Annotated in this window: 18 protein-coding genes; 6 read left to right on the top strand and 12 right to left on the bottom strand. The window is 71.0% G+C overall.

Translation table 11 applies throughout. From position 1 onward, the window contains the following. Positions 1-217 precede the first annotated feature (217 nt). Positions 218-1600, top strand: coding sequence for an L-serine ammonia-lyase (locus OG624_RS28115; RefSeq protein WP_033224525.1), 1383 nt, complete (start codon positions 218-220; stop codon positions 1598-1600). A gap of 56 nt (positions 1601-1656) precedes the next feature. Here OG624_RS28115 and OG624_RS28110 read toward each other — a convergent pair whose 3' ends face one another. After that, positions 1657-2349 carry a TetR/AcrR family transcriptional regulator gene (locus tag OG624_RS28110; protein ID WP_063734203.1) on the bottom strand — a complete coding sequence of 231 codons (693 nt, stop codon included), beginning with the start codon at positions 2347-2349 and terminating at the stop codon, positions 1657-1659. Between the two features lie 106 nt (positions 2350-2455). On the opposite strand from OG624_RS28110, the gene OG624_RS28105 reads away from it, so the two are divergent. After that, the gene (locus OG624_RS28105; protein ID WP_371639952.1) at positions 2456-3997 is read left to right on the top strand and encodes an MFS transporter; all 1542 of its coding nucleotides are present in this window, start codon (positions 2456-2458) and stop codon (positions 3995-3997) included. A gap of 101 nt (positions 3998-4098) precedes the next feature. Next, positions 4099-4605 (top strand): AMIN-like domain-containing (lipo)protein, encoded by a 507-nt coding sequence (locus OG624_RS28100; protein ID WP_371639951.1) that lies wholly within the window; start codon positions 4099-4101, stop codon positions 4603-4605. A gap of 64 nt (positions 4606-4669) precedes the next feature. Here OG624_RS28100 and OG624_RS28095 read toward each other — a convergent pair whose 3' ends face one another. Beyond that, complete coding sequence (locus OG624_RS28095; RefSeq protein ID WP_033224523.1) at positions 4670-5314, bottom strand: dihydrofolate reductase family protein; 645 nt, start codon at positions 5312-5314, stop codon at positions 4670-4672. 53 nt (positions 5315-5367) lie between these two features. Next, complete coding sequence (locus OG624_RS28090; RefSeq protein ID WP_371593506.1) at positions 5368-6081, bottom strand: flavodoxin family protein; 714 nt, start codon at positions 6079-6081, stop codon at positions 5368-5370. A 101-nt stretch (positions 6082-6182) separates the two neighbouring features. On the opposite strand from OG624_RS28090, the gene OG624_RS28085 reads away from it, so the two are divergent. Next, complete coding sequence (locus tag OG624_RS28085; protein WP_033224522.1) at positions 6183-6731, top strand: PadR family transcriptional regulator; 549 nt, start codon at positions 6183-6185, stop codon at positions 6729-6731. A 52-nt stretch (positions 6732-6783) separates the two neighbouring features. Here OG624_RS28085 and OG624_RS28080 read toward each other — a convergent pair whose 3' ends face one another. The 8 genes from OG624_RS28080 to OG624_RS28045 all read right to left on the bottom strand — a co-directional run bounded on the left by OG624_RS28080 (position 6784) and on the right by OG624_RS28045 (position 16450). Next, positions 6784-6996: an EF-hand domain-containing protein gene (locus OG624_RS28080; RefSeq protein WP_030725318.1), complete on the bottom strand. Its 213-nt coding sequence runs from the start codon at positions 6994-6996 to the stop codon at positions 6784-6786. Between the two features lie 256 nt (positions 6997-7252). Beyond that, the gene (locus OG624_RS28075) at positions 7253-8440 is read right to left on the bottom strand and encodes a YncE family protein (RefSeq protein ID WP_033224519.1); all 1188 of its coding nucleotides are present in this window, start codon (positions 8438-8440) and stop codon (positions 7253-7255) included. After that, positions 8437-9249: a polysaccharide deacetylase family protein gene (locus OG624_RS28070; protein ID WP_244290946.1), complete on the bottom strand. Its 813-nt coding sequence runs from the start codon at positions 9247-9249 to the stop codon at positions 8437-8439. The genes OG624_RS28075 and OG624_RS28070 overlap by 4 nt, the downstream gene beginning before the upstream one ends. Positions 9250-9645: 396 nt before the next feature. Continuing rightward, positions 9646-10158: an ATP-binding protein gene (locus OG624_RS28065; protein ID WP_033224517.1), complete on the bottom strand. Its 513-nt coding sequence runs from the start codon at positions 10156-10158 to the stop codon at positions 9646-9648. A 255-nt stretch (positions 10159-10413) separates the two neighbouring features. Then, entirely contained in the window at positions 10414-11181 is a 768-nt protein-coding gene (locus tag OG624_RS28060) for an enoyl-CoA hydratase/isomerase family protein (RefSeq protein WP_266379608.1), read from the bottom strand. A 105-nt stretch (positions 11182-11286) separates the two neighbouring features. Further along, positions 11287-12513 (bottom strand): L,D-transpeptidase, encoded by a 1227-nt coding sequence (locus tag OG624_RS28055; RefSeq protein WP_371588483.1) that lies wholly within the window; start codon positions 12511-12513, stop codon positions 11287-11289. A gap of 193 nt (positions 12514-12706) precedes the next feature. Continuing rightward, positions 12707-15088, bottom strand: a complete 2382-nt coding sequence (locus OG624_RS28050) for a choice-of-anchor A family protein (protein WP_371639950.1) — start codon at positions 15086-15088, stop codon at positions 12707-12709. A 141-nt stretch (positions 15089-15229) separates the two neighbouring features. Then, entirely contained in the window at positions 15230-16450 is a 1221-nt protein-coding gene (locus OG624_RS28045; RefSeq protein ID WP_033224610.1) for a L,D-transpeptidase, read from the bottom strand. A gap of 182 nt (positions 16451-16632) precedes the next feature. On the opposite strand from OG624_RS28045, the gene glgX reads away from it, so the two are divergent. Together glgX and OG624_RS28035 are read left to right on the top strand one after the other, a co-directional pair. Continuing rightward, on the top strand, positions 16633-18942 hold the full coding sequence (glgX, locus tag OG624_RS28040; RefSeq protein WP_371639949.1) for a glycogen debranching protein GlgX: 2310 nt from the start codon (positions 16633-16635) through the stop codon (positions 18940-18942). 123 nt (positions 18943-19065) lie between these two features. After that, on the top strand, positions 19066-19788 hold the full coding sequence (locus tag OG624_RS28035; protein ID WP_030763929.1) for a CDP-alcohol phosphatidyltransferase family protein: 723 nt from the start codon (positions 19066-19068) through the stop codon (positions 19786-19788). On the opposite strand, the gene OG624_RS28030 is transcribed toward OG624_RS28035, so the two are convergent. Continuing rightward, complete coding sequence (locus OG624_RS28030) at positions 19769-20272, bottom strand: adenylyltransferase/cytidyltransferase family protein (protein WP_030725282.1); 504 nt, start codon at positions 20270-20272, stop codon at positions 19769-19771. The two genes, OG624_RS28035 and OG624_RS28030, sit on opposite strands and share 20 nt — an antisense overlap. Between the last annotated feature and the right edge of the window lie 9 nt (positions 20273-20281).

The following is a 20281-nucleotide window of genomic DNA, read 5'->3' as shown; positions in this document are numbered from 1 at the left end:
TACCGGCCCGGTCGATCACCCGGGCCGGGGACCGGGCCCGGCCACGGGTCACCGGCCGACACCCGGTCGACCCGTCCACGTAATCCTTCCCACCTCGTCCGGCTGCCGAGACGTTCACTCCGCCGCGTTAAGCTCGACTGCCGGACAAAATCCGAATAATCCACTTCTCCTCTCCTGCCCCCTCCCACCCCACGAGCAGACAAGGGAGTCCGCCACCGTGGCCATCTCCGTCTTCGATCTCTTCTCCATCGGTATCGGTCCCTCCTCCTCCCACACGGTCGGTCCGATGCGGGCCGCGCGCATGTTCGTGACGCGGCTGAAGAAGGACGGCGTGCTGGCCCAGACCACCTCCGTCCGCGCCGAGCTCTTCGGCTCCCTCGGCGCGACCGGCCACGGTCACGGCACCCCCAAGGCCGTGCTGCTCGGTCTGGAGGGCCACTCCCCCCGCACGGTGAACGTCGAGACCGCCGACGCCGAGGTCGAGCGCATCCGCAAGAGCGGCCGGCTGCGGCTGCTGGGCGCGGAGATAGGCGATGTCCACGAGATCGCCTTCGACGAGCCGAACCAGCTGATCCTGCACCGCCGCCGCTCCCTGCCGTACCACGCGAACGGCATGACGCTCTTCGCCTACGACAGCGCCGGCACCCCGCTGCTGGAGAAGACCTACTACTCGGTCGGCGGCGGTTTCGTCGTGGACGAGGACGCGGTCGGCGAGGACCGGATCAAGCTCGACGACACGGTGCTGAAGTACCCCTTCCGCTCCGGCGACGAGATGCTGCGCCTCGCGAACGAGACCGGCCTGTCCATCTCCTCCCTGATGCTGGAGAACGAGAAGGCCTGGCGCACCGAGGACGAGATCCGCGAGGGCCTGCTGGAGATCTGGCGCGTCATGCAGTCCTGCGTCTCGCGCGGCATGTCCCGCGAGGGCATCCTCCCCGGCGGCCTGCGGGTCAAGCGCCGGGCCGCCGCCACGGCGCGCCAGCTGCGCACCGAGGGTGACCCGATGCTGCACCGCAGCGAGTGGGCGACGATCTACGCGATGGCGGTCAACGAGGAGAACGCGGCCGGCGGCCGGGTGGTGACCGCGCCGACCAACGGTGCCGCGGGCGTCCTGCCCGCCGTCCTGCACTACTACATGAACTTCGTGCCGGGCGCGGACGAGGACGGCGTGGTCCGCTTCCTCCTCGCCGCGGGCGCGATCGGCATGCTGTTCAAGGAGAACGCCTCGATCTCCGGCGCCGAGGTCGGCTGCCAGGGCGAGGTGGGCTCCGCCTGCTCGATGGCGGCCGGCGCCCTCGCCGAGGTCCTGGGCGGCACCCCGGAGCAGGTCGAGAACGCGGCCGAGATCGGCATGGAGCACAACCTCGGCCTGACCTGCGACCCGGTCGGCGGCCTCGTGCAGATCCCCTGCATCGAGCGCAACGGCATGGCGGCGGTCAAGGCCGTCACCGCGGCGCGGATGGCGATGCGCGGCGACGGCAGCCACAAGGTGTCCCTCGACAAGGTCATCAAGACCATGAAGGAGACCGGCGCCGACATGAAGGTGAAGTACAAGGAGACCGCCCGCGGCGGCCTCGCGGTCAACGTCATCGAGTGCTGATCCGTACCGCGTGACATGAGAGGGGCCCGGCGCACGCGCCGGGCCCCTCTCATGTCTCAACGGGTTCCCTGCTCCAGCAGGGTGGACAAACCGTCCAGGAGGCGTTCGAGGCCGAACGAGAAGCGGTCCTCCATGGACGGGTCGGTCAGGTCGTCGGCGAGTGCGACCAGGCTGGGGAAGGAGTCCTGCGGCAGTCGGCGCAGCTGCTCCCCCGCGGCGGTGGCGGCCTCGCGACGGCTGGCCCCCATGGCCTCCGACGCGGAGACGGGCCCCTGCTCCTGAAGCACGAAGCCCTGGACGAACGCGCCGAGCAGGTAGCTGATCATGGCCGCGTCGGCGTCGGAGAAACCGGCCTCCCGCAGGCGGCCGAGCTGGTCCTCCATCAGGCGCAGCAAATGGGGTCCCGGGGCGAGCCGGCCGGCGACGACCTTGGCGGCATCGCGCTTGCCGAGCAGATGCCGGCGGTAGCGCACGCAGTACTCGCGCAGCTGCTCGCGCCAGTCGCCCTCCCGGGGCGGTGCCTCGGCGTCGGCCATGAGTTCGTCGGTGAGCAGGTCGAGCAGCTCCTCCTTGTTGCGCACGTGCCAGTACAGCGAGGCGGCCTTCACCCCCAGCTCGGTGGCGACCTTGCGCATCGACAGGCCGTTGATGCCCTCGCGCTCCAGCACCCGCAACGCAGCCTGAGCGAGCGCCTGGCGGGTCAGTCCCGGCTGCGACGACCCGTCATCAGCACTGCCCTCTACGGCCATCGGCCACCTCCGTCCATCGGTCCCGCCCGAATCCCGCTTGCCAACTAACACCGTTAGGGGCAGTCTAGCCGCACCGAACGAACGACTAACACTGTTAGGGAGTGTGATGATGAAGCCGCCCGCCCGGCACAAAGGGCTCGTGCTCGCCACACTGTGCGCCACGATGTTCATGGCGATGCTCGACAACGTCATCGTCAACAACGCACTGCCCCGCATCGGGCAGCAACTGCATTCCGGTGTCAGCGGACTTCAGTGGGTGGTGGAGGGCTACAGCCTGGTCTACGCGGCCCTCCTGCTCACCGGCGGCACCCTGGGCGACCGGTACGGTCGCCGGCGGATCTTCCTCACGGGCCTGGCCGTCTTCACGGCGGGCTCGGCGGCGGCGGCACTGTCCGGCTCGACGGGCACCCTCATCGCCGCCCGGATGCTCCAGGGCCTCGGCGCGGCGCTGCTGACGCCGGGCAGCCTGTCCATCCTGCGCCACGTCTTCACGGACGAGAAGGAGCGCGCCAAGGCCGTGGGCCTGTGGTCCGGTGTCTCCGCGCTGGGCCTGGCCGTCGGCCCCGTACTGGGCGGGCCGATCGTGGACGTCTTCGGATGGGCGGCCGTCTTCTGGATCAACGTCCCCATCGGGGTGGTGGGGCTGCTGCTCGCGGCCCGGGTGCTGCCCGAGTTCGCGGCCCGCACGAGGAAGCTCGACCTGCCGGGTCAGGCACTCTCCGCCCTGGGGTTCGGCGCGCTGGTGTACGCCCTCATCGAGGGGCCCGCCCGCGGCTGGACCGATGCCCGGGTGCTCATCCTCGCCGCCGTCGCGGCGCTGACCCTGCCCGGCTTCGTCGCGGTCGAGGCCCGCAGCGCGGACCCCATGCTCGACCTGCGCTTCTTCCGGGACCGGGTGCTCACCGGCGCCGCGGTGAGCGGCTTCATGATCAGCTTCGGCATGTTCGGAGCCGCGTTCTTCCTTCCCCTGCTCCTGCAGAACGTCATGGGCTGGTCCCCGTCGGACCCGGGCCTGGCGGGCCTGCCGATGACCGCGATGATCGTCGTCGCCGCGCCGCTGTCGAGCGCGCTCACCCAACGCCATGGCCCCCGCCTCCCGCTGGTCACCGGCCTGGCCCTGTGCGCCACGGCGCTCGGCGCCCTCTCGCTCCACGGCGCGGACGCCCGTTACCCGCAGTACGTCTGGGTACTGCTCACCATGGGCCTCGGCATGGGGATGACGTTCACCCCCGTGTCCATCACGGTCATGCAGCGCGTCGACCCGGCGCGGGCCGGCATGGCATCCGCGACCCTCAACACCCTGCGCGAGATCGGCGGTGTCATCGGCGTCGCCGTCCTGGGCGCCGTCCTCAGCAGCCGACTCACCGCCACCTCGACCGAGTCCCTCCACCGGCTCGGCGCTCCTGCCGAACTCGGCCGACACCTCCCCGGCGCGGCCCCGGACAGCACCGCCGCCTTGCCCGCCGCCGTCCACGACGCGGTGAACGCCGCCTTCATCGACGCCCTGCACCTGGCACTGCGCTGCGGCAGCGCCGCCCTGGCAGCAGCGGCTCTCCTCGTCGCGCTGCTCCTCCGCCCGCCGCGGAGCGCCGCCCCGTCACCCGTCGCCGGAAGACCGGCCGCGCAACGGGAAGCGGCGCGTCGGTAGCAGGAGTGCCCCTCAGGACGGATCGACGGAACCGGAACCTCCTTGCGGGGCGTCCTACGCTGTGCCACCCGTCCCCGTCTCTCGAGAATCGAGGGGACAACATGATCCACACCCGTCTCCGGCAGTCCGTGGCCCTGGCGACCGGCGCCCTGCTCGCCGCCTGCCTCGCCTTCGCCGCACCTGCCTCGGCCTCCACCCTCACCACCACCAAGGCCCAGGCCCAGACCCCGCTCGTCGTCAACGCCCGCTGGGCCGGGCACCCCACGTACGACCGCATCGTCATCGACCTCCAGGGCTCCGGCTCCGCGGTCACGGTCACTCCCGTCCCGCAGCTGGTGTACGACGGGTCCGGGAAGCCCGTACCGCTGCCCGGGAAGTACTTCCTGGAGATCCGCCTCCACCCCGCCGCCGCGCACAACGACGCGGGGCAGAACGTCTACCAGGGCCCGAAGCTGCAGAAGATCAACCTCAGCAAGCTCAAGGGCATCGCCCTGACCGGCGACTACGAGGGGTACGTGACCTTCGGCGCCGCCTTCGACACCCTGCCGTACTACCGCGCGTTCCCCCTGCACTCGCCGGAGCGGTTCGTCGTGGACATCGCGCACTGAACCGGTGCCGAACGCCGGGCCCGGGGCTCACTCGCCCCGGGCCCGGCGAGCTCCGTACCGGTCGTCACCTGCGCCAGAACAGGTGGTGCGTGACGCCGCTCGTGCTGGGCACGACGTCGAGATGGAACCGGTCGAGCAGCTCCTCGGGGGACTCCCAGAGCCTGACGCCGGATCCGAGCTCCACCGGCGAGACCGCCACGTGCAGGGTGTCGACGAGATCGGCGTCGAGGAACTCCCGGATGGTGGTGGCCCCGCCGCCGAGCCGGACGTCCTTGCCCTGCGCCGCCTCCCGCGCCCGGTCCAAGGCCGTGGCCGGGTCGGCGTCGACGAAGTGGAAGGTGGTGTCGGAGAGCGTGAACGAGGGACGCGTGTGGTGGGTCATGACGAACACGGGCGTGTGGAACGGGGGCTCCTCGCCCCACCAGCCGCGCCAGTCGTGATCGGCCCAGGGCCCTCGCTGGGGTCCGAACTTGTTGCGGCCCATGATCTCGGCGCCGATGTCGTGCGCGAAGTCCCGGGTGAAGTAGTCGTCGAGACCCCGGCTCCCTCCCGGGTCGGTCCGGTTGGGCCAGCTCGCGGTGGCTCCGGCCCAGGCGAACATCTCGCCGGGATCGGCGTGGCCGAACGGCCGCTCCAGGCTCTGGCCCTCACCGGCTCCGAATCCGTCGCGCGAGACGGTGAAGTTCTGGACCCTCAGCAGTTGCTCCACCGGGTTTCCTCCTCCGGACGGGCCCGGGCAGCACGGGCGGCACGGGCACGAGCTCAGCGGTGCTCGGGGTTGGGGAAGTCGAAGCGGCAGCCGGCGTCCCACTGGGAGCGCTGGTTGCCGAGCGGCGGGATGCCGCCCGAGCGTTTGAGCAGGGCGGCCAGGTGCATGAGGTTCCAGGACATGAAGGCGGTGTTGCGGTTGGTGAAGTCGTTCTCGGGGCCGCCGGAGCCGGGGTCCAGGTAGGAGGGGCCGGGGCCGGCCTCGCCGATCCAGCCCGCGTCGGCCTGCGGCGGGATCGCGTAGCCGAGGTGCTGGAGGCTGTAGAGGATGTTCATGGCGCAGTGCTTGACGCCGTCCTCGTTGCCGGTGATCAGCGCGCCGCCGACCCGCCCGTAGTAGGCGTACTGGCCGCGCTCGTTCAGCAGCGAGGAGCAGGCGTAGAGCCGCTCGATGACCCGCTTCATCACGGAGCTGTTGTCGCCGAGCCAGATGGGGCCGCACAGGACGAGGATGTCGGCGTCCATGATCCGGCTGTAGAGGACCGGCCACTGGTCGCTCTCCCAGCCGTGCTCGGTCATGTCGGGCCAGACCCCGGTCGCGATGTCGTGGTCGACGGCGCGGATGAGGGAGGTCCGGGCGCCGGCCCCTTCCATGACCCGGCGGCTCCTGTCGATCAGGCCCTCGGTGTTGCTGGTCTCGGGTGAGCGTTTGAGCGTGCAGTTCACGTAGAGGGCGGTCAGGTCCGAGTAGTCGTGTTCGGCAGCCACGCCCCCCAGCCTCGCCACGAGGGGTCGCCGCCGCCACCGGGCCGCGCCCGTCCGGGGGCCGCCGTGCGGGGGCGGTCCCGCCGCAAACCTAGGATGGCGCCATGTCGCTGCCGCACGCCATCCTCACCGCCCTGCTCGAGAAGCCCTCGTCCGGGCTGGAGCTGACCCGGCGGTTCGACAAGTCGATCGGGTACTTCTGGTCGGCGACGCACCAGCAGATCTACCGCGAGCTGGGGCGCCTGGAGGAGTCCGGGCTGATCCGGGAGCTGCCGAGCGAAGTGCCCGTGCGCGGGCAGAAGAAGGAGTACGAGGTGCTGCCCGCCGGCGGCGCGGAGCTGGCCCGGTGGGTGGCGGAGAGCCAGGACCCCAAACCGATGCGCGACCCGCTGCTGCTGCGGATCCGCGCGGCGGGTGTCGTGGGGCCGCAGGGGCTCGGGCCCGAGCTGCGGCGCCATCTGGAGCTGCACCGGCGCCAGCTCGCCCAGTACGAGGCCATCGAGGAGAAGGACTTCCCGCCGGGGCGGGACGCCGTGGAGGACCGGCTGCGTCGGCTCGTGCTGCACGGCGGGATCGCCCTGGAGACGTTCTGGCTGCACTGGCTCCAGGAGGCCCTGGGCGAGGTCGAGGACATGTCCGGGCCGCAGGCCTGACGCACGCCGCCGCCCCGCTCCGGCGGTCCGGGGCGGGGCGGCGGCGGAGGGACTACTTGTTCAGGGAGGCCCAGAACTCGTCGAAGCTCAGCAGGCCGTCACCGTTGCTGTCCTTGGCGGCGATCACGGCGTCCGCGACGGGGCCGGTGACGAACGGGTCGCCCATGGCCGCCATGGCCGCCTTGAACTCGTCGGCCGTGACGAAGCCGTCACCGTTCACGTCGAACTTGCCGAACGTCGTCCGTGCGCTCTCGATGTCCGCCACTGGGTCCACTCCTTCTTGATGCCTTGTTGACCGGCCCAGGGTAGCGGCCGCCCCGGTCCGCCCCCGCTTCGGGTCCCGTTCGAACGGCAGGACCGGCCCCCGACCACCACGAGATCGGAATCAATGATTCCGGACGTACGGGCTTCGCCGAGCGTCCCGCGGTCGCCCGGTGGCCCGGTGGCCCGTGGGTCCGACGCATGGACGGCGGTGCCCCGGGAGCTACGAGCTCCCGGGGCACCCCTCCGATCGGGGCCGGTCAGCGGAAGATGCCGGTGTGGCCGAGCGAGTAGCGGCCGGGCTGCGGGTACACGGCGAGTCCGTGCGGTCCGCCGCCCACCGGGATCCGGGCGAGCTGCTTGCCGGTCTGCGTGTCGATCGCGTAGACCTCGGAGTTGTAGCGGCCCGACAGCCACAGCACCTTGCCGTCGGCGGAGACCCCACCCATGTCGGGGCTGCCACCGTCCGGCAGCGTCCACTTCTTGGTGAGCTTGTTCTCGGGGAAGTTGAAGACCGAGATGGTGCCCTCGCCCCGGTTGGAGACGTACATCTCCTTGGAGTCGCGGCTCACGTAGAGGCCGTGGCAGCCCTTGCCGGTGGGCAGCAGTTTCGGGGTGTCGAAGGTGTCCCCGCCGAGCACCCACATGCCGTGCGCCATCATGTCCGCGACGTAGAAGGTCTTCCCGTCCGGGGAGACCTTGACGTCCTGCGGCATCGCGCCCTCGAACGGCAGCTTCTGCTGGCCGACGACCTCCATGCGCTCGGTGTCGACCTTGAGGAGTTCGCCGGAGAACTCGCAGCTCACGATGAAGTAGCGCCCGTCGGCCGAGAAGTCCGCGTGGTTGACGCCGTAACAGGTCACGGGGACCGTCTTCACCCGGTCCATCGTGTGCGGGTCGCGGAAGACCAGTTCCTTGTCCATCGAGGCCATGACGATCGCGTACTTGCCGTTGGGCGTGAAGTACAGGTTGTACGGGTCGTGCACCTCGACGGGCTTGCCGGCCTCGCCGGTGGCCGGGTTGATCGGGGTGAGGGTGTGACCGCGGTTGTTGTTGACCCACAGGGTCTTCAGGTCCCAGGAGGGCACCACGTGCTGGGGTTGGACCCCGACCGGGATGGTGTCGATGACCTTGTACGTCGCCGGGTCGATGACGGACACCGTGTTGGAGCTGGTGTTCGGCACGTACACGCGGGACGGGAAGTCCTTGACCACGGGGGAGAGTTTGTTCGGCCGGTCCGCAGCGTAGACGTCGTTCGGATCGAGCACGGGCGGCATGCCGGGCAGACCGGGCGGGGCCGCCGGCGCGGCCTTGACGGGCTTGGCCGGGCCCTTGGTGCCGAGCGCCTCGGCGGGTCCCTTGCCGGCCGATCCACAGCCGGCCAGGGCGGCGAGGACCAGACCGGCCAGCAGCACGGTGGCCTTCCGGGGAAGGCGGGTGGTCTTCATGGGGTCAGCAGCTCCGTGGTGGTCACCGCGCGCAGTTCGCGGCGCGCGAGTTCTTCGAGGAGGGCAGGCATCGCGTCGACCGTGTCCGCGTAGCCGAAGTGCAGGCTCACCACCGATCCGGGCCGGATCGTCCCGGTGACGGTGCGGATGACGGCCGCGGCACCGGGCGAGGTGAAGTCGAGGGAGTCCACGTCGTACGAGAGGACGTGCGGGTAGCCCGCCCGCTGGGCCAGCTTCTGGACGAGCGGGGTCGCGTACTGCGTCTGGGAGGGCCGGAACCAGGTGCCGATGGAGCCCGTGAGCCGCTTGAGTCGCCGGGCGCAGCCGGTGATCTCGGCATAGGCCTCCGCCTCGGCCATCTCGTTGATCGCGAGGTGGCGCTGGGTGTGGTTGCCGAGCTCGTGGCCGCCGTCGAGGATGCGCCGGGCCAGCTCCGGGTGGGCGTCGAGCCAGGATCCGATGGCCAGTACGGTGACCCGCGCGCCCCCCTTCTCGGCCGCGGTCAGCACCTCCCGGGCGATGGCGGGGTCCCCGTTGCCGTGGAAGGTGAGGGCGACCCGGGGGCGGTCGCGCGGACCGTGGCCGATCTCCACGGGCTGCCCGGCGAAGCGGCGCGGGGCGGCGGCCGGGGCCGCCTGCGCCGGGCGGGCGGGGCGGGCCGGACCAGGCGTCGAGCCGGAGGACGCGGTGGCGGGCCGACCCGGTCCGCAGGCGGCGGTGAGGCCGACCGCGGCGGCGCCGACCGTCCCGACAGCGGCCACACGCAGGGACGCGCGCAGGGCCGCGCGGCGGCCTGGTTGTGAGTGCACTTGCCCATTTAAGTGGGCGATGACCCGGAAGATAACGATTGACCCAATTCAGGATGGTCGCCGGAAGGGGCCGATCGGGCGATCAGGTCGCTATGTGATCAACGATTTACACAGAGCAGTCGATACTTATTCGTAGATTGCGAGGTAGGTGGCCCACCTCACCTAGGATTTAGCTAGAAAGTCTTACGATTTGCCCACTTATGTCCAAGTAGGGACTTTTGGCGTTCGGGCCCTCGTCTGCCATAGTCGGAACCACGACTTCCCATTGACCCGAGCGAAGTCGCCACGCCGAGGATCACACCCCCTTCGATCCTCGGCGCACCCATGAAGCCCCCGAACCGCCTCACGCGGCGCACGGGGCTTCAGGCGTTCCGGGGCTTCGGACGCTCCAGGGCCTCAGGGGTTCTGACGGTCGGCGACCCGCATCTCGAACCAGGTGATCTTCCCGCGCGGCAGCAGGTCCGCGCCCCAGCGGTCGGACAGCTTGTCGACGAGGAAGAGGCCCCGGCCGGTGGTGTCCAGCTCATGGACCGGCATCAGGCAGGGCAGGCCCCGCGAGGGGTCGCGCACCTCCACCCGGATCCAGCCCCGACGTCGCAGCATGCGTAAGCCGAAGGAACGGGCCCCGGTGTGCCGGACCGCGTTGCCGACGAGCTCCGAGACCAACAGGACGGCATGTTCGGCGATCTGCGGGGAGAGACCCCAGAGGCGGACCACCACGCACTGGGTGAGTCGGCGCGCGGTGCTCGCGGACTCCGGCATGGACGGCAGCGTCACTTCACCCTCGGCCGGATTTCCGTACAACTCCAGAGCCTTGAGGCCTTGTTCGTCCTCAACGGCCGCCGTGAGCCGTACCGCCGAAGCGCTGCCGCGCTGCCGCGGCTGTTCCACACCCTCCAGGCCCGCCATGCACCCATCATGGAGGGCCGACCCGCCCTCCCGGGCCGTTCCACAGGAAAACACCCCCCGGATTCAACAACTCCGAGGGGGTGTTCTGTCATATGCGGGAGGCAATCGGAAGGCCTTGACGCATGGCCTCACCTGCGGTGACACGCCGCACGGAAGTGATCACAGTCAGTGGATCACCGATTCTTCTTAAGGCTGCCTTAAGGCCTGGCTAATCCACCCACAGGGAGGACCGGGGTCCACGGCCGAGAACGCGACTCAGACGAACTTCGCCTTGCCCGGGCCCTCTTCGACGAAGCTGCGCATGCCGCGCTCGCGGTCCTCGGTCGCGAACAGGCCCGCGAACCAGTTGCGTTCGATGGTCAGGCCGGTGTCGATGTCGGCCTCCAGGCCCGCGTCCACGCACTCCTTGGCGGCGCGCAGCGCGATCGCCGGACCCTGCGCCAGCTTCGCGGCCCAGGCGTGCGCCTGCTCGTACACCTCGGCGGCGGGCACCACCCGGTCGACCAGGCCGAGGGTCAGCGCCTCGTCGGCCTTGACCATGCGCCCGGTGAAGATCAGGTCCTTGGCCTTGGACGGTCCGACCAGCCGGGACAGCCGCTGGGTGCCGCCCGCTCCCGGAATCAGGCCGAGCAGGATCTCGGGCTGGCCCAGCTTCGCGTTGTCCGCGGCGATCCGGTAGTCGGCGCACAGCGCGAGTTCGCACCCGCCGCCCAACGCGTAGCCGGTGATGGCCGCGACGACGGGCTTGGGGATGCGGGCGACGGCGGTGAAGGCGTCCTGGAGCGCGCGGGACCGGGCGACCATCGCCGCGTGGTCCATCGTCTGCATCTCCTTGATGTCCGCGCCGGCCGCGAACACCTTCTCGCCGCCGTAGATGATGACCGCGCGGACGTCGGCCCGGTCGGTCGCCTCCACCGCGAGCTCGCGCAACCGGTCCTGGGTGGCGATGTCCAGGGCGTTCATGGGCGGCCGGTCCAGACGGATGGTGCCGACGCCTTCGGAGACTTCGAGAGAGAGGGTCATAGGGGCCAGGTTAGCGCCGGTTAACGTGAAGTGGCCCGGTGCTGTGGGTCACAGCACCGGGCCACCCGAACTACGTTCGCTTCGTGCGGGACGTCCGCGACGCGGCTACTTGATCCACTCCGCCCACGGCATGTTCCAGCCGTTGAGGCCGTTGTCGGGGGCGATCTGCTTGTCCTTCGAGTTCTTCACGACGACCACGTCACCGATCAGCGATTCGTTGAAGAACCAGGCCGCCGGGGCGTCCGGGTCGCCGCCGCCGCGCTGGTCGCGCAGGCCCACGCAGCCGTGGCTGACGTTCGTCGAACCGAAGGTGCCGGAGGAGGCCCAGTAGTTGCCGTGGACGAAGGTGCCGGAGTTCGACAGGCGCATGGCGTGGGGGACGTCGGCGATGTCGTACTCGCCGCCGAAGCCGACGGTCGCGCCGTTCATCCGGGTCACCTCGTACTTCTCGCTGATGACCATCTGACCGTTGTAGGTGGTCGTCGACGGGGCGCCCGCGGTGATCGGGACGTTCTTCAGGACCTGGCCGTCACGGACGACCTGCATCTGCTTCTCGCTCGCGTCGACGGTCGAGACCTGCGAGCGGCCGATGCTGAAGGTGACCGTACGGGTCTGCTTGCCGTAGACGCCGGGGCGACCCTCGACGCCGTCCAGGGCGAGCTTCACGGTGACCTTGGTGCCCGCGGCCCAGTAGTTCTCGGGACGGAAGTCGATGCGGTCGTTGCCGAACCAGTGGCCCTCGACCTGGACGGGCGGCTCGGCCGTGACGGTGATGGCCTTCTCGACGGCCTCGGGGTTGGTGATCCCCCGGGTGAAGTTGATCGAGACCGGCATGCCCACGCCGACGGTGGCGCCGTCCTCGGGCGTGTAGTGGCCCACGAAGGTGTTCGTCGGGGTCAGGGTGGTGAAGGTGGTGTCCTTGGCCGACTCCCGGCCGGCCTCGTCCTTGGCGACCGCGTGCACCTTGTACTCGGTGGCGGAGGCCAGGTGGCGGGCCGGCTCCCAGGTCGCGCCGTCGGCGGCGAGCTTGCCCTCGACGGCGTTGCCCTTGGTGTCCGCCACGGTCACCGTGCTGAGCTTGCCGCCCGTGCTCGTTATCTTCAGGACGCCGCTGGTCGCGACCTCCTTGGCCCCGTCGTCGGGCTTGACGCTGACGACCGCCTTGGAGGCTTCGGTGCCGGTCTTGCCGCCACCCCCGGCGTTGTCGCCACCGCTGCCGCCGCTGTTACCACCGCCACCGCCACTGCACGCGGTGGTGAACAGCAGGGCCGCCCCCAACAGAAGGGCCGGCAGGCCGGTGCGGGCACGGCCGCGTATCGGCTGCAGGTTCACTCGTGTTCTCCCCATGTCCCCCGCGCGCGGACTGTCGCGCGCTTGTCGACAGGTAATCACAGCGAGGGATCACAACGAGCCACGGTCTTGTCACCGTTCCGTCCCAACTACCCGGAGCGGCGGTGCGGCGGCCACCCCCCGTGACCGGGGACGATGGATGTTCCGGCCGAGGTGCGGGGCGGCCGCCGAAGGGTCAGGCCCGGGGGCCCTTCCCCTGCTTGGACTGCTTCGGGTGCCGGGGGCGCTCGGAGCCCTTCGGGTGCTTCGGCTTGCCCTTCCCGTGGTCGGCCTTGGGGTGCTTGGGCTTGCCCTTGCCGTGGTCGGCCTTGGGGTGCTTCGGCTTGCCCTTCCCGTGGTCGGCCTTGGGGTGCTTGGGCTTGTCCTTGCCGTGGTCGGCCTTGGGGTGCTTCGGCTTGCCCTTCCCGTGGTCGGCCTTGGGGTGCTTGGGGTGCTTCGGCTTGTCCTTGCCGTGGTCGTCCTTGCCGTGGTCGACGGGCTTGTTCCGCACCGTGACCTCGACGCGCCGGTCCGGGGTGCCGATGTCCAGGCGCAGCGGGCCGGTGACCCGGTCGGCCGGCAGCGCGTAGCCGGGCGGCACCGCGGTCTCGACCAGGTAGTACCACCCCTCGGCGAGCGGGCCGAAGGTGCACAGACCGGCCCGGTCGGTGGTGCAGCGCGGGGCGGCGAGGCGGTCGGCGTTGATGCCGCGCGTCTGCAGGCCCGGGGTGTTGTTGGTCTCCTGCCACACCTCGAAGACCGCGCCGGGCAGCGGGCGCTTCGTCCTTGCGTCCTGCTTGACGACCCGGATCGAGCCTTCGTACTCCTCGTTCACCGGGGTGTTGGCGACGGCGACGACGATGCCGTCCGCCACGTCGTCGCGGTCCGGGTCGAACCGGGTGACCGGGTCGGCGGGGAGCTCGTACCCGGCCGGGACGGCGGTCTCCCGCCAGTAGTACGTCCGGCCGACCGGCAGCTCCACCGTGCAGGTGCCCCGGGCATCCGTCACGCAGACCCCGTCGAGGCGGGTGTCGGCGGGTGCGTCGGTCTGGAGGCCGGTGCGGCCGTTGCTCTCCTGCCACAGCTCGAACTGCGCGCCGGCCAGCGGCAGGCCGGTGGCCCGGTCGGTCTTGCGCAGCACGACCCGGGCGGCGTCCGGCGGCTCGGGGGTGCGCCGGTTGTCGGCCTCGACCCGGACTCCGGCCTGCGCGTTCCCGGCCGTGAGGGTCAGCACGTGGACCCGGTCGGCCGGCAGGTCGTAGCCGAGCGGCGCCCCGGTCTCGCGCCAGTAGTACGTACCGGGCTCGGTGGTCCGCTCGCAGATGCCGGAGGCCGGGGTGGTGCACTCGGCGACGAGGGTGTCGGCGCCCGGAGCGGTCTCCTGCAGGCCGGCCGTGCCGTTCGTCTCGCGCCACAGCTCGAACTGCGCCCCCTGGAGCGCCGCGCCGGTCTCCGCGTCCCGTTTGAGGACCGAGACCGATCCCGTCACCGGGACCGGGCCGCCGCCGCATTCGGGGAGGTCGCCGTTGAAGGGGTAGGCGTGGAACTCCTGTCCGCCGCCCCCGGTCGTGCTGCTGCCGTGGGTGACGGATCCGGTGGTGAAGAAGCGCCCGTTGATGCCGGGCAGGGTGACGACCGTCTGCGAGGACTGCTGCCCGATCAGGAAGCTGCCCTGGAACTGGCCGCCGCCGGTCAGGTTCACGGTGGTGGCGTCCGGGAAGTTCCACAGGAGCCGGTCGCGGTAGGCGTTGAGCGGGTCGGTGTCCGCGATGCCGCCGCTGTAGGTGTTGATCGTGCGCGCGGCGCCCAGGACGTTCACCAGCACGGTGGCCCCGGCCGGGATGCGGGCGAACCGGATGCCCTGCTGGCCGCCCCCGTCGCCGACCAGGTTCGCGTCGATGGTGAAGACCTGGAGCTCGGAGGTGCCGTCGCCGGTGAACACGGTCTCGAAGCCGCTGTTGACGGCCCTGCCGGTGGCCGGGCGGGGCCGGCCGTCGACCCGCGCGTAGCACTGGCTGGCGGCGCTGAGCCGGTCGCGCAGGCCCGCGTACGGGGTGGCGGCGGCCGGGTCCCGGACCGTGCGGCCCGTGACCGTGCCGGTGCGGGTGCCCGCGTGGCGGACCACACCGCCGTCGGCGAGCAGGCGCTCGCCCGTCGCGACGGTGACCGAGCCGCCGGTGGTGAGGAAGTCGGCGCCGACGGGCGGGGGAACCCTCGATCCGGCTCCGACGATGCCGACGTTGTAGCGGCTGTCCCCGCCCGCCTGCTTGTCCTGGTCGAAGTCGCCGAGGACGACGAGCCTGCCCTCGGCCTCGGAGGCCCGGCCCCGGACCCGGAAGTCGCCGCCCGCGAAGATGTTGACGGCGTCGTCCCGGCCCTGCGGGACGCCGTCGCTGCCGACGGGCGGGAACGGATCGGGGCAGTCGCCCGGCACGCAGGGCCCCAGTCCCCCGGGAAGCGGGGCTCTGGCGACCGCGGCCGGGCGGTCGCCACCGGGCCCCGCCGCGAAGGCCGCGGGCGCGGCGGAGGCCAGTACGGCTCCGATCGCGAGCCCGAGGGTCCAGTTTCTGGCTGACATGACGCTCCGTCCGTTGCCTGGTGCCCTGATCTGCATGGACAGGCTGGGGGCAGGCTTCGGCGGGGCGCGGCGGGGACACTCCGCGCTACGGCATTTCGATCACGGCGATCACTCTCCCGGGCGCGGTCGGGTCACCGGTGTTCAGGCGATGGCGGAACCGGCGACCCAGTCAGCCCAGGACATGTTCCAGCCGCCCAGCCCGTTGTCGGGGGCGACCGTCTTGTCCTGCGAGTTCACGACCTCGACCACGTCCCCGACGAGGGTCCGGTCGAAGAACCAGCCGGCCGGGGTGTCGGAGCCGCCGCCCTTGTCGTCTCGCAGGCCCACGCAGCCGTGGCTCTGGTTGGTGGTGCCGAAGGTGTCCGGGCTGGACCAGTAGTTCCCGTGCAGGAAGGTCCCGGAGGCGGTGAGGCGCATGGCGTGCGGGACGTCGGGGATGTCGTACTCGCCGCCGAAGCCGACGGTCTGGCCGTTCATGCGGGTGACGTCGAACATCTCCATCACCACCATCTTCCCGTTGTAGGTGGTGGTCTTGGGTGCCCCGGCGCTGATCGGCACGGTCGACACCAGCTGCCCGCCCCGGCGCACCTCCATGGTGTGCGCGGCCGCGTCCACGGTGGAGATCTGGGAGCGGCCGACGGTGAAGCCGACGGTCTTGTCCTGGATGCCGTACACGCCGGGCGCGCCTTCGATGTCGCGCAGGTTCATCTTCACGGTGACCTTGGTGCCGGGCTTCCAGTACTCCTTGGGCCGGAAGTCGAGCCGCTCCCGCCCGAACCAGTGGCCGACGACCTGCACGCCCGGGTCGGAGGTGACGGAAATGGCCCGCTCCACTTCGGCGCGGCGCTCGATCGCCTGGCTGAACCGGAAGGAGACGATCATCCCGGTGCCCACGGTCGAGCGGTTCTCGGGCTTGAAGTAGCCGATGAACCGCTCCTCGGGAACGAAGGTGGTGAAGGTGGTGTGGCGGGCCTGCCGGCGGTCGTGCCCGTCGAGGGCGACGGCGTCCACGGTGTACTTGGCGGCGAGCGCGAGCCGTCCGGATGCCGGGTCGGGGCTCCAGCTGAGCCCGTCCTCGGCGATGGCGCCGGGCACCTCTTCCTGCTGCGCGTCCTCCACCTTGGTGACGACCACCCGCTCCAGACGGCCCTCGGGCACGGTGACCGACAACCGCCCGTCCGCGGGAACCCCCTTGGCGTTGTCGTCGGGGGTGATACGGATGGCCTCGTCCGGCGAGCGGGGTTTGCCGGGCAGCTGGATCTCCACCGGGGCCTTGCCGTCCTGGGTGCATCCGGACAGGCCGCCCAGCAGGCCCGCCCATGCCGCCACGGCGGCCAAGCCCGCCCCTGCCCGCCTCGTCAGAAGTGTCACGATCCCTCCAACGACCGGGCGCTGCGGGGGAAACGTGAGCGCGGGCCACGTTCCGGGCAGATCTCTCCGGGCAGAACAGTGTGAAGGACCAGACGGGGGCGGGCCCAGGCCGGGACGCCGGGGCCGCACTCTCCCCTACCCCCGCCGGTACCCAGGAGCCGTGGAGGCGGGCAGTGTCGAGCGCAGCCGAGCAGGAGGCGGTGGAAGCCGTCAGCAATGCCGCGAAAGCGGTGCGGAGCGGCGGGGCCGTGCCCGTACCGCAGATCGACGGTCGACTGAAGGAGCGGCCGAACGGCCAGGTCAGGGGCCAGGTGGTACGGGTGCACGCGCGCCCGGGGGCACCGGTGTGGCCGGGGTCCTCGCATCCGTTGGGGGCCCGGTTCCATCACGGTCCGGACGGGACCGCGGGCACCAATTTCGCCCTGTGGGCGCAGGGCGCGGAGGCGGTGGAGGTGTGTCTGTTCGACGAGGCCGGCGCCGAGACCCGGTGCACCCTGACGGAGCACACGCACGAGATCTGGCACGGGTTCGTGCCGGGCGTACGCCCCGGGCAGCGGTACGGGTTCCGGGTGCACGGCCGCTGGGATCCCTGGACGGGCGCCCGCTACAACCCGGCGAAGCTGCTCCTGGACCCGTACGCGCGGGCCGTGGACGGGGACTTCACGCTGCCCCCGGAGGTGTACGCGCACGTCCGGGACTGGCCGCAGCAGTACATCGCGGACACCGTGCGCGACGACCGGGACTCCGCGCCGTTCGTCCCCAAGGGCGTGGTCGTCCACGATGACGACGACTGGGCGGACGACGTCCGGCCGAAGACCCCCTGGGCCGATTCGGTGATCTACGAGCTGCACGTGCGCGGCTTCACGATGCGCCATCCGGGTGTTCCCGAGGAACTGCGCGGCACGTACGCGGGTCTGGCCCACCCGGCGGCGATCGAGCACCTGACGAAGCTGGGCGTGACGGCGGTCGAGCTGCTGCCGGTGCACCAGTTCGCGCACGAGGACCATCTGCTGCGCCGGGGGCTGCGCAACTACTGGGGCTACAACTCGATCGGCTACTTCGCCCCGCACGCCGGGTACTCGGCGAGCGGTACGGCCGGGCAGCAGGTCGGGGAGTTCAAGCGGATGGTCCGGGCCCTGCACGCGGCCGGCATCGAGGTCATCCTCGACGTGGTCTACAACCACACGGCGGAGGCGAGCGAGCTGGGTCCCACGCTGTCGCTGCGCGGGATCGACAACCGGGGCTACTACCGGCTCCAGTCCGACCAGCGGCGGTACTCCGACTACACGGGCTGCGGGAACACCCTGCACGCGGGGCGCCCGCACGTGCTGCGGCTGATCACGGACTCGCTGCGGTACTGGGTCACGGAGATGGGGGTGGACGGCTTCCGCTTCGACCTGGCGGCGGCGCTGGCCCGGTCGATGCACGACGTGGACATGCTGTCGCCGTTCCTCGCGGTGATCGCCCAGGACCCGGTGCTGCGGCGGGTGAAGCTCATCGCCGAGCCGTGGGACGTGGGCTCGGGGGGCTACCAGGTGGGGGCGTTCCCGCCGCTGTGGACGGAGTGGAACGACCGCTACCGGGATGCCGTACGGGACTTCTGGCGGGGCGCGCTGCCCGACGTACGGGATCTCGGCTACCGGCTGTCGGGGTCGAGCGACCTGTACGCGTGGGGCGGGCGGCGGCCGTACGCCTCGGTGAACTTCGTGACCGCGCACGACGGTTTCACCCTGCGCGACCTGGTCACCTACGAGCGCAAGCACAACGAGGGCAACGGGGAGGCGAACCGGGACGGGACCAATGACAACCGGTCGTGGAACTGCGGGGTGGAGGGCGAGAGCGACGATCCCCGGATCGGTGTGCTGCGCCGCCGTCAGCTGCGCAACCTGCTGACCACCCTGCTGCTGTCCACGGGGGTGCCGATGCTGGTGGCCGGGGACGAGTTCGGGCGGACGCAGGACGGCAACAACAACGCGTACTGCCAGGACAACGAGACGGGCTGGGTGGACTGGTCGCTGCTGGAGGATCCGGCCTGGCAGTCGCTCTTCTCCCTGGCCTCCCGGTTGATCGCGCTGCGCCACGCCCATCCGGTGCTGCGCCGGCGGGCGTTCTTCTCCGGGCGCTCGCAGGGCGCGGACGGGCTGCGGGACCTGGCCTGGTTCACCGCCGCGGGCACGGAGATGACGGAGCGGGACTGGTACGCGCCGGCCGCCGCGCTGGGGATGTACCTGTCGGGGCGGGACATCCCGGGTCGTGACGAGCGGGGCCGGCAGGTGACGGACGACAGCTTCCTCGCGCTGCTGCACGCCGGGGACCGGCCGGTGGCCTGGGTCCTGCCGGAGGCTCCGTGGGCCGAGGAGTACGAGGTCGTCCTGGACACCTCCCTGGAGGCCCAGTCCGATCCTCCCCGGACCCGGCACCGCGGCGGGCGGACCCTGACGGTCCCGGCGCGGTCGGTGCTGCTGCTGAGGGTGGTGAGCTGAGGGGGTGAGCTGAGCGACGGCCCGGCGGGTGCCGCTGGTTCCGGACGTATCCGACATCCGGAACCAGCTTGCTTGTTCGTACTGCGATGATGTGTTCGACATCATCTCGGAGGGGGTCCCTGTATGGGCAGAGTCACGACCGCGCTGCAGGAACTGCGCGGGGCGCAGAAGTCGGCGAAGGGGGTGTCGCTCTACTCCCGGTTCGTCAACCGGCCCGCCGGGCGGTATCTGGCCGCCGGTTCGTACGCGCTGGGGCTCACCCCGAACCAGGTGACGCTGATCAGTGCCGCCTTCAGCTTCGCCGCCGTGGCCGCGGTGGCGCTGGCCGCCCCCTCGTGGGGGCTGGGGATCGCGGTGTGGGCCGCCCTGGCCGTCGGTTTCGCCTTCGACTCCGCCGACGGGCAGCTGGCCCGGTTGCGCGGCGGGGGCAGCGCCGCCGGTGAATGGCTCGACCACGTGGTGGACGCGGCCAAGCTCACCGCCCTGCACTCCTGTGTGCTGATCGCCTTCTACCGCTTCCCCGAGGCGTACGGGACGGGCTCGGACGGCTGGCTGCTGGTGCCGCTGGGCTTCCAGTTCGCCGCGGTGGTGACCTTCTTCGGCGGTCTGCTGACCGAGAAGCTCAAGCCGAAGCCGGCCCCGGGCAGCGCGGCGGCCGCGCCGTCGACCGCGCGCGCGGTGGCCCTGCTGCCCGTGGACTACGGGGTGTTCTGCCTGGTGTTCCTGCTGCTCGGCGGCGGGAAGCTGTTCGTCTGGGCGTACGCGGGACTGGGCGTGGTCGCCGCGCTGTTCCTGCTGGCGTTCCTCGCGAAGTGGTTCCGGGAGCTCAGCGCCGTTCGCCGGTGACCTGGCCCGGGGCCTGGGCCGGTTCCGCGAGCGCGTCCAGTGCCCGGCGCAGCTGGGTGCTGGACGTGTGCACGGTGTAGGGGAAGTACACGACGTCGACGCCGTGGGCGGCGAAGTCCTTCTCCAGCCGGTCACCCTTGGGCGTGCCGCGCCAGTCGTCGCCCTTGAAGATGACGTCGAAGCGGACCTGCTTCCAGGTCTCCACCTTGTCGGGAACCGTCTCGACGAAGGCCGCGTCGACGTACTTGACGCTGCGGACGATCTCCAGCCGCTCGACGAGCGGGATCATCGGGCGGCGCCCCTTGGCGAGCTCGGCCATCTCGTCCGAGACCACTCCGGCGACCAGGTAGTCGCACTGGCTCCGGGCATGGCGAAGGATGTTGAGATGCCCGATGTGGAACAGATCGTAGGCGCCGGGCGCATAGCCGACTCGATACGGCCTGCGCGCAGGCACAGCAAGGTCGGACATGTCGTGCTCCGTCATCTTTTACCC

The sequence above is a fragment of the Streptomyces virginiae genome (assembly GCF_041432505.1).
Lineage (GTDB): Bacteria > Actinomycetota > Actinomycetes > Streptomycetales > Streptomycetaceae > Streptomyces > Streptomyces virginiae_A.
Note: the sequence above shows the minus strand (reverse complement) of the source record. Positions and strands in the feature narration are given on the sequence as shown.

What these genes read in the sequence shown, in the direction of transcription:
- OG624_RS28110 (WP_063734203.1), bottom strand. Translation starts at nt 2,349, where the DNA reads ATGGCCGTAGAGGGCAGTGCTGATGACGGGTCGTCGCAGCCGGGACTG.
- OG624_RS28105 (WP_371639952.1), top strand. Translation starts at nt 2,456, where the DNA reads ATGATGAAGCCGCCCGCCCGGCACAAAGGGCTCGTGCTCGCCACACTG.
- OG624_RS28100 (WP_371639951.1), top strand. Translation starts at nt 4,099, where the DNA reads ATGATCCACACCCGTCTCCGGCAGTCCGTGGCCCTGGCGACCGGCGCC.
- OG624_RS28085 (WP_033224522.1), top strand. Translation starts at nt 6,183, where the DNA reads ATGTCGCTGCCGCACGCCATCCTCACCGCCCTGCTCGAGAAGCCCTCG.
- OG624_RS28075 (WP_033224519.1), bottom strand. Translation starts at nt 8,440, where the DNA reads ATGAAGACCACCCGCCTTCCCCGGAAGGCCACCGTGCTGCTGGCCGGT.
- OG624_RS28065 (WP_033224517.1), bottom strand. Translation starts at nt 10,158, where the DNA reads ATGGCGGGCCTGGAGGGTGTGGAACAGCCGCGGCAGCGCGGCAGCGCT.
- OG624_RS28060 (WP_266379608.1), bottom strand. Translation starts at nt 11,181, where the DNA reads ATGACCCTCTCTCTCGAAGTCTCCGAAGGCGTCGGCACCATCCGTCTG.
- OG624_RS28050 (WP_371639950.1), bottom strand. Translation starts at nt 15,088, where the DNA reads ATGTCAGCCAGAAACTGGACCCTCGGGCTCGCGATCGGAGCCGTACTG.
- OG624_RS28035 (WP_030763929.1), top strand. Translation starts at nt 19,066, where the DNA reads ATGGGCAGAGTCACGACCGCGCTGCAGGAACTGCGCGGGGCGCAGAAG.
- OG624_RS28030 (WP_030725282.1), bottom strand. Translation starts at nt 20,272, where the DNA reads ATGACGGAGCACGACATGTCCGACCTTGCTGTGCCTGCGCGCAGGCCG.